The 6,302-nt window shown below is 68.6% G+C and carries 7 protein-coding genes; 2 read left to right on the top strand and 5 right to left on the bottom strand.

Annotated elements, in window-relative coordinates:
* Positions 1–306: 306 nt before the first annotated feature.
* From ACWCWD_RS14980 to thyX, 3 genes are all read right to left on the bottom strand, one after another.
* Positions 307–1,992: a ribonuclease J gene (locus tag ACWCWD_RS14980; RefSeq protein WP_450773038.1), complete on the bottom strand. Its 1,686-nt coding sequence runs from the start codon at positions 1,990–1,992 to the stop codon at positions 307–309.
* Positions 1,993–2,139: 147 nt separating this feature from the next.
* Complete coding sequence (dapA, locus tag ACWCWD_RS14975) at positions 2,140–3,039, bottom strand: 4-hydroxy-tetrahydrodipicolinate synthase (protein WP_450773036.1); 900 nt, start codon at positions 3,037–3,039, stop codon at positions 2,140–2,142.
* 152 nt (positions 3,040–3,191) lie between these two features.
* Positions 3,192–3,929 (bottom strand): FAD-dependent thymidylate synthase, encoded by a 738-nt coding sequence (gene thyX, locus ACWCWD_RS14970; RefSeq protein WP_450773034.1) that lies wholly within the window; start codon positions 3,927–3,929, stop codon positions 3,192–3,194.
* A gap of 173 nt (positions 3,930–4,102) precedes the next feature.
* On the opposite strand from thyX, the gene ACWCWD_RS14965 reads away from it, so the two are divergent.
* Complete coding sequence (locus ACWCWD_RS14965; protein WP_450773032.1) at positions 4,103–4,342, top strand: hypothetical protein; 240 nt, start codon at positions 4,103–4,105, stop codon at positions 4,340–4,342.
* Positions 4,343–4,437: 95 nt separating this feature from the next.
* Complete coding sequence (locus tag ACWCWD_RS14960) at positions 4,438–4,986, top strand: hypothetical protein (protein WP_450773031.1); 549 nt, start codon at positions 4,438–4,440, stop codon at positions 4,984–4,986.
* 64 nt (positions 4,987–5,050) lie between these two features.
* On the opposite strand, the gene ACWCWD_RS14955 is transcribed toward ACWCWD_RS14960, so the two are convergent.
* A complete protein-coding gene (locus ACWCWD_RS14955; protein ID WP_450773029.1) occupies positions 5,051–5,506 on the bottom strand; it encodes a hypothetical protein in 456 nt (151 codons plus the stop codon).
* Positions 5,507–5,517: 11 nt separating this feature from the next.
* Positions 5,518–6,270 (bottom strand): 4-hydroxy-tetrahydrodipicolinate reductase, encoded by a 753-nt coding sequence (gene dapB, locus ACWCWD_RS14950; protein WP_450773027.1) that lies wholly within the window; start codon positions 6,268–6,270, stop codon positions 5,518–5,520.
* Between the last annotated feature and the right edge of the window lie 32 nt (positions 6,271–6,302).

The following is a 6,302-nucleotide window of genomic DNA, read 5'->3' as shown; positions in this document are numbered from 1 at the left end:
GAAGCGGGTTTCGCTTTCCAGTTCTTCGCTTTCGCGTTTCCCTTTCCGGCGAGTCCGACTCTACCAGACTCTTTTTCGTTCCGTTTCCGGTCCGATAAGTAATTCCGGAGGCCTGTCGGGGGCCTTTGCCTTTCGGCGGATCCGACTTTATCAGAGATTCTGAGTCGGAATTTTCCGCTCCGATCCGGGTGGCCTCTGCGCACAAGTGCGCGCGCTGCTTCCCGTTCGGCGGAGAGCCAAACGTACTGGAGCGGGGTGCCTCGATGCAAATCGAGGCACCCCGCTCCAGTCGGACGGTCGGTGAGATCAGACCTCGACGACCACCGGGAGGATCATCGGGCGCCGGCGGTAGGTGTCGGAGACCCACTTGCCCACCGAGCGGCGGATCAGCTGCTGGAGCTGGTGCGGCTCCATGACGCCGTCCTGCGCCGACTTGTTGAGGGCTTCCTCGATCTTCGGCACGACGGCGGTGAACGCCGCGTCGTCGATACCGGAGCCCCGGGCCTGGATGTGGGGGCCGCCCACGATCTTGCCGGAGTTGGTGTCGACCACGATGAAGACCGAGATGATGCCCTCGTCGCCGAGGATGCGGCGGTCCTTGAGGGAGGTCTCGGTGACGTCGCCGACGGAGAGGCCGTCCACGTAGACGTAACCGGCCTGGACCTTGCCGACGATCTTCGCCTTGCCGTCGATGAGGTCGACGACCACGCCGTCCTCGGCGATGACGATGTGGTCCTTGGGAACACCCGTCAGCGCGCCGAGTTCGGCGTTGGCCCGCAGGTGGCGCCACTCGCCGTGCACCGGCATGAGGTTCTTCGGCCTGCAGATGTTGTAGAAGTACAGCAGCTCGCCGGCCGAGGCGTGGCCCGAGACGTGCACCTTGGCGTTGCCCTTGTGGACGACGTTGGCGCCCCAGCGGGTCAGGCCGTTGATCACGCGGTAGACCGCGTTCTCGTTGCCCGGGATGAGCGACGAGGCGAGGATGACCGTGTCGCCCTGGACGATCCGGATCTGGTGGTCGCGGTTGGCCATGCGCGACAGCGCGGCCATGGGCTCGCCCTGCGAACCCGTGCAGACCAGCACCACCTCGTCGTCCGGGAGGTCGTCGAGGGTCTTGACGTCGACGACGAGCCCGGCCGGCACCTTGAGATAGCCGAGATCACGGGCGATGCCCATGTTGCGGACCATCGAGCGGCCGACGAAGGCGACACGGCGGCCGTACTCGTGGGCCGCGTCCAGGATCTGCTGGATGCGGTGGACGTGGCTGGCGAAGCTCGCCACGATGATCCGCTTGTTGGCGTTGGCGAAGACCGTGCGCAGGACGTTGGAGATGTCCTTCTCCGGCGGGACGAACCCCGGGACCTCGGCGTTGGTCGAGTCGGAGAGGAGGAGGTCGATGCCCTCCTCGCTGAGCCGCGCGAACGCGTGCAGGTCGGTGAGACGGCCGTCCAGCGGGAGCTGGTCCATCTTGAAGTCGCCGGTGGCCACCGCCATGCCCGCGGGGGTGCGGATCGCGACCGCGAGGGCGTCCGGGATCGAGTGGTTGACCGCGATGAACTCGCAGTCGAAGACACCGATGCGCTCCCGCTGGCCCTCGACAACCTCAAGGGTGTACGGGCGGATGCGGTGCTCCTGGAGCTTCGCCTCGATCAGCGCGAGCGTGAGCTTGGAACCGATCAGCGGGATGTCGGGCTTCAGGCGCAGCAGGTACGGCACGCCGCCGATGTGGTCCTCGTGGCCGTGCGTGAGGACGATGCCCTCCACGTCGTCCAGGCGGTCCCGGATCGTGGTGAAGTCCGGCAGGATCAGGTCGATGCCCGGCTGCTCCTCCTCGGGGAAGAGGACGCCGCAGTCGACGATGAGCAGGCGGCCGCCGTACTCGAAGACCGTCATGTTGCGGCCGATCTCTCCGAGACCGCCGAGGGGGGTGACCCTCAGGGCGCCCTTCGGGAGCTTCGGCGGCGTACCGAGTTCGGGATGCGGATGACTCAAAAGACTCTCCTTACCACGCACGCCACGTACCGCTTGGGCACGTGGCGCGTGTGTCATTCGTGCACTTGCTGTTGTCAGGGGGATGAACGCGTGCGAGCTGTCCTCGCGTACTGAGAGGTCTCGCGTATTCAGTTGTGAAGTCTGTGGTTACAGCTCTACCCCACCGGCGGCCAGGTCGACCTTGAGCTGCGCCGTCTCCTGTGCGGTGAGTTCCACCAGCGGGAGGCGCAGCGGGCCGGCCGGGAGGCCCTGGAGGGTGAGGGCGGCCTTCGTGGTGATGACGCCCTGGGTGCGGAACACCCCGGTGAAGACGGGAAGCAGCTTCTGGTGGATCTCCTTGGCCTTCTGGACGTCGCCGCCGAAGTACGCGTCGACCAGTGCGCGCAGGTCCGGGGTGACGAAGTGGCCGACGACGGAGACGACGCCCACCGCGCCCACCGAGAGCAGCGGGAGGTTGAGCATGTCGTCGCCGCTGTACCAGGCGAGGCCGGAGCGCGCGATGGCCCAGCCGGCGCGGCCGAGGTCGCCCTTGGCGTCCTTGTTGGCCACGATCCTCGGGTGCTCCGCGAGCCGGACGAGGGTCTCGGTCTCGATCGGCACGCCGCTGCGCCCGGGAATGTCGTACAGCATCACGGGCAGGCCGGTGGAGTCGGCGATCGCGGTGAAGTGCCGGCGCAGGCCCTCCTGCGGCGGCTTGTTGTAGTACGGGGTCACCGCGAGGAGTCCGTGGGCTCCGGCGTGCTCGGCGGCACGGGCGAGTTCGACGCTGTGGCGGGTGTCGTTGGTGCCGATGCCGGCGACGACGTGGGCCCGGTCGCCGACCGCTTCGAGTACGGCTCGGACGAGCTGGTCTTTCTCCGCGTCACTGGTGGTGGGCGACTCGCCGGTGGTGCCGTTGACGACGAGACCGTCGTTTCCCGCGTCCACCAGATGGGTCGCGAGCCGCTGGGCGCCGTCGAGGTCGAGTGCGCCGTCCGCCGTGAAGGGCGTGACCATAGCGGTGAGGACCCGCCCGAAGGGGGTCTGCGGAGTGGAGATCGGAGCCATGGGTAACACGCTACTCGTTGCTCGGCCCGGGATGTCCCCTCGGGGGACGTCGATCTTGGAACCCGGCACTGCCTGCTCGGGGGTTCAAGCAGTGCCGGGTCCGTTTGATCAGCCTAGATGAACTTCACGAAACGCCGCAATACGGACACCGCCTACGGGGCTACCCGTCCGTTTTTGTTGAAGGCGGCATGAGTGAGGGGCATGAGGCGGGCCCAGTGCTCCTCCATCTGCTCGCCGACCATCTCGATCTCGCGCTGCGGGAACGACGGGACGGTCGCCAGCTCGTGCTGGGTGCGCAGGCCGAGGAAGTGCATCAGCGAGCGCGCGTTGCAGGTGGCGTACATCGATGAGAAGAGGCCGACGGGCAGCACGGCCCGGGCCACCTCGCGGGCGACGCCGGCGGCGAGCATCTCCTGGTACGCGTCGTACGCCTGGCGGTACGAGTCCTCCATGAGGCGCCCCGTGAGCTCCGCCTGCTCGGCGGTGCCGTCGACGAACTCGTACTTGCCGGGGCGGCCCTGCTGGACGAGCTTGCGGGACTCTCCGGGGACGTAGAAGACCGGCTGGAGCTCCCGGTAACGGCCCGATTCCTCGTTGTACGACCAACCGACCCGGTGCCGCATGAACTCGCGGAACACGAAGATCGGGGCGCTGATGAAGAACGTCATCGAGTTGTGCTCGAAAGGGCTGCCGTGACGGTCGCGCATCAGATAATTGATGAGACCCTTGGAACGCTCCGGATCCTTGGTGACCTCCTCCAGCGACTGCTCCCCCGCGGTCGAGACACGGGCGGCGAACAGGACGTCGGCATCGCCTGCGGCGTGTTTCACCAGTTCAACGGTGACATCGCTGCGGAAACTGGGCTTCGCGGGCTCGGGGGTGTCGGTCACCGGCGGGGTCCTTCCAATTGCTTCGCTCGGGCGGCGTCCACTCTACGGGGCCGCGTGGAGAGCTCGGTCCGGGGAAAACTCCGAAGGACCGGCAAAAGGGGGCACCGATCCGGCGTTCCGCGCGTCTGACACTTCAGTAGCACCTTCACCACAGTCCGAAGGAGATTTTCCTCATGTTCCGCCGGCGTGAATCCGTCCCGTTCTCGTTCGTAGCCGAGGCCGAGCGGTTCCGCAGCAATGTCACTCCGCCGCCCCGGGAACGCGCCAGCGTCTCCGAGGTGGCCGGCCGCTCCCTCGTGGGGCTGGTCGTGGTCGCGGGCCTCGTGGGCTCGCTCCTCTTCGGGCTGCCCGCCCTCGACCCCGATCAGGCACCCGCGCACCACCAGAGGTCCGAAGCCTCCCAGGACCGCTGACTCGTACGGGCCCCCTGGGGTGGTAGCAGCGGGAACCCGTCGGTAGCCTCACCGGGCACAGCAACAACGAGCGTGCTTGTGAGTGAGGATCAGTCGTGCCCCTGCCCTTCCTGACGGCCGACCGCGCGTTCGACGCGGGTGCGGAGGACGTCGCGCTGCCGTTCGACGACCACGACAACTGGCGGCGGCCCTACCGTCCCGGACCCTGGCGGGTCTCGGCGGCGGCGGGGCTGCTGCTGCTGGCGTCGTTCGTCCTGTTCGCAGCGGTGATCATCGGTGTGGCCGGTGAGCCTTCGGGCGCACTGCTCTGCATGACGCTCGCCGCGGCGGTGATCGCCTGCGCGCTGCGGCTGCTGCGTGTGGGCGCCTGGGTGAGCCGGCACGGCGTACGCCGTGTCGGCTTCTTCCGCACCACCACGGTGGCGTGGAGCCGGACTGGTACGGTCCGTACGGTCCAGCAGCCGGTGCGGTGGCTCGGAATGCCCCGGACCGTGCAGGGTCAGGCCCTGGTCGTGGCCCGTCGGGGCGCCGGCTCGCTGCCGCCGCTGATGACGGACCACGACGCGGACTTCCTGTCCCGGTCCGAGGCGTTCGACCGGGCCACCGACGCCATCGAGGCGTGGGCGGACGAGTACCGGCGCTGACGCGCCGCCCGCCCGTTCTCCCCGCTCTCGCGGTCCTGCGTCACACAAGCCGGTACGGCTCCGCTCAGGCGGCGCGTACCGGCTTGTGTGCGTGCAGGGCGATGGCGCGCTGCATCGCCTTGCGCGCCCTGGGCGTGTCGCGGGCGTCCTGGTAGGCGACGGCCAGCCGGAACCAGCAGCGCCAGTCGTCCGGCGCGTCCTCGGTCTCCTCCTTGCGGCGGACGAAGACGGCGTCGGCGGAATCCCGGTCGATCCGGCCGGACGGGGTCCGGACGAGTTCGTCGACCGGGAGCCCGCCCTCGGCCTCCAGCTCTGCGGCGAGCGCGTTGGCCCGCCGGACGAACTGGGTGTTCTTCCAGAGGAACCAGATGCCGATCACCGGCAGGATGAGCACCGCCACCCCGAAGGTGACCGTGATCAGGGTGCCGTGCCGGATGAGGAGCAGACCCCTGCTGCCGGCCAGGACGAAGTAGAAGACCAGGACGGCGGCGGTGACGATGTACGAGATCTTTGCGCGCATGGCAGGAACCGTCAGTTCAGATCGAGGAAGTGTTCCAGCCCGAACGTGAGTCCGGGAGTGGTGACCACGCGGCGGGTTCCCAGCAGGATGCCGGGCATGAAGCTGCTGTGGTGCAGGGAGTCGTGGCGCAGGGTGAAGGTCTCGCCCTCGCCGCCGAGCAGCACCTCCTGGTGCGCGAGAAGCCCGCGCAGCCGTACGGAGTGCACGGGGACACCGTCCACGTCGGCGCCCCGGGCCCCCTCCAGACCGGTCGCGGTCGCGTCAGGCTGCGGCGGGATTCCGGCCTCGGCGCGGGCGGCGGCGATGAGCTGGGCCGTCCGGGTCGCGGTGCCGGAGGGCGCGTCGGCCTTGTTCGGGTGGTGGAGCTCGATGACCTCGACCGACTCGAACCAGGGGGCCGCGGCCCGGGCGAACTTCATGGTGAGGACGGCGCCGATGGAGAAGTTCGGCGCGATGAGCACGCCGGTCTCCGGGGAGCCGTCCAGCCAGCCGGTGAGCCGTGCGAGGCGTTCGTCGGTCCAGCCGGTGGTGCCGACGACGGCGTGGATGCCGTTCCGTACGCAGAACTCCAGGTTGTCCATGACGGCGTCGGGGTTGGTGAGTTCCACCACGACCTCGGCGCCGGCCTCCGTGAGGGCCTCCAGCCCGTCGCCCCGGCCGAGGGCGGCCACCAGCTCCAGGTCCTCGGCGGCCTCGACGGCCCGTACCGCTTCCGATCCGATGCGGCCCTTGGCGCCGACGACGGCCACACGCAGCTTGCTCATGTGCTCTGCTTCCTTGATCGAACGGAGTGGGT

This window comes from Streptomyces sp. NPDC001493 (genome assembly GCF_053597235.1).
The sequence above is the reverse complement of the archived record's forward strand: the minus strand, read 5'-3'. Positions and strand labels throughout refer to the sequence as shown.

Coding starts and splice junctions, on each gene's coding strand:
- ACWCWD_RS14965 (WP_450773032.1), top strand. CDS start 4,103: ATGTTCCGCCGGCGTGAATCCGTCCCGTTCTCGTTCGTAGCCGAGGCC.
- dapA (WP_450773036.1), bottom strand. CDS start 3,039: ATGGCTCCGATCTCCACTCCGCAGACCCCCTTCGGGCGGGTCCTCACC.
- ACWCWD_RS14955 (WP_450773029.1), bottom strand. CDS start 5,506: ATGCGCGCAAAGATCTCGTACATCGTCACCGCCGCCGTCCTGGTCTTC.
- dapB (WP_450773027.1), bottom strand. CDS start 6,270: ATGAGCAAGCTGCGTGTGGCCGTCGTCGGCGCCAAGGGCCGCATCGGA.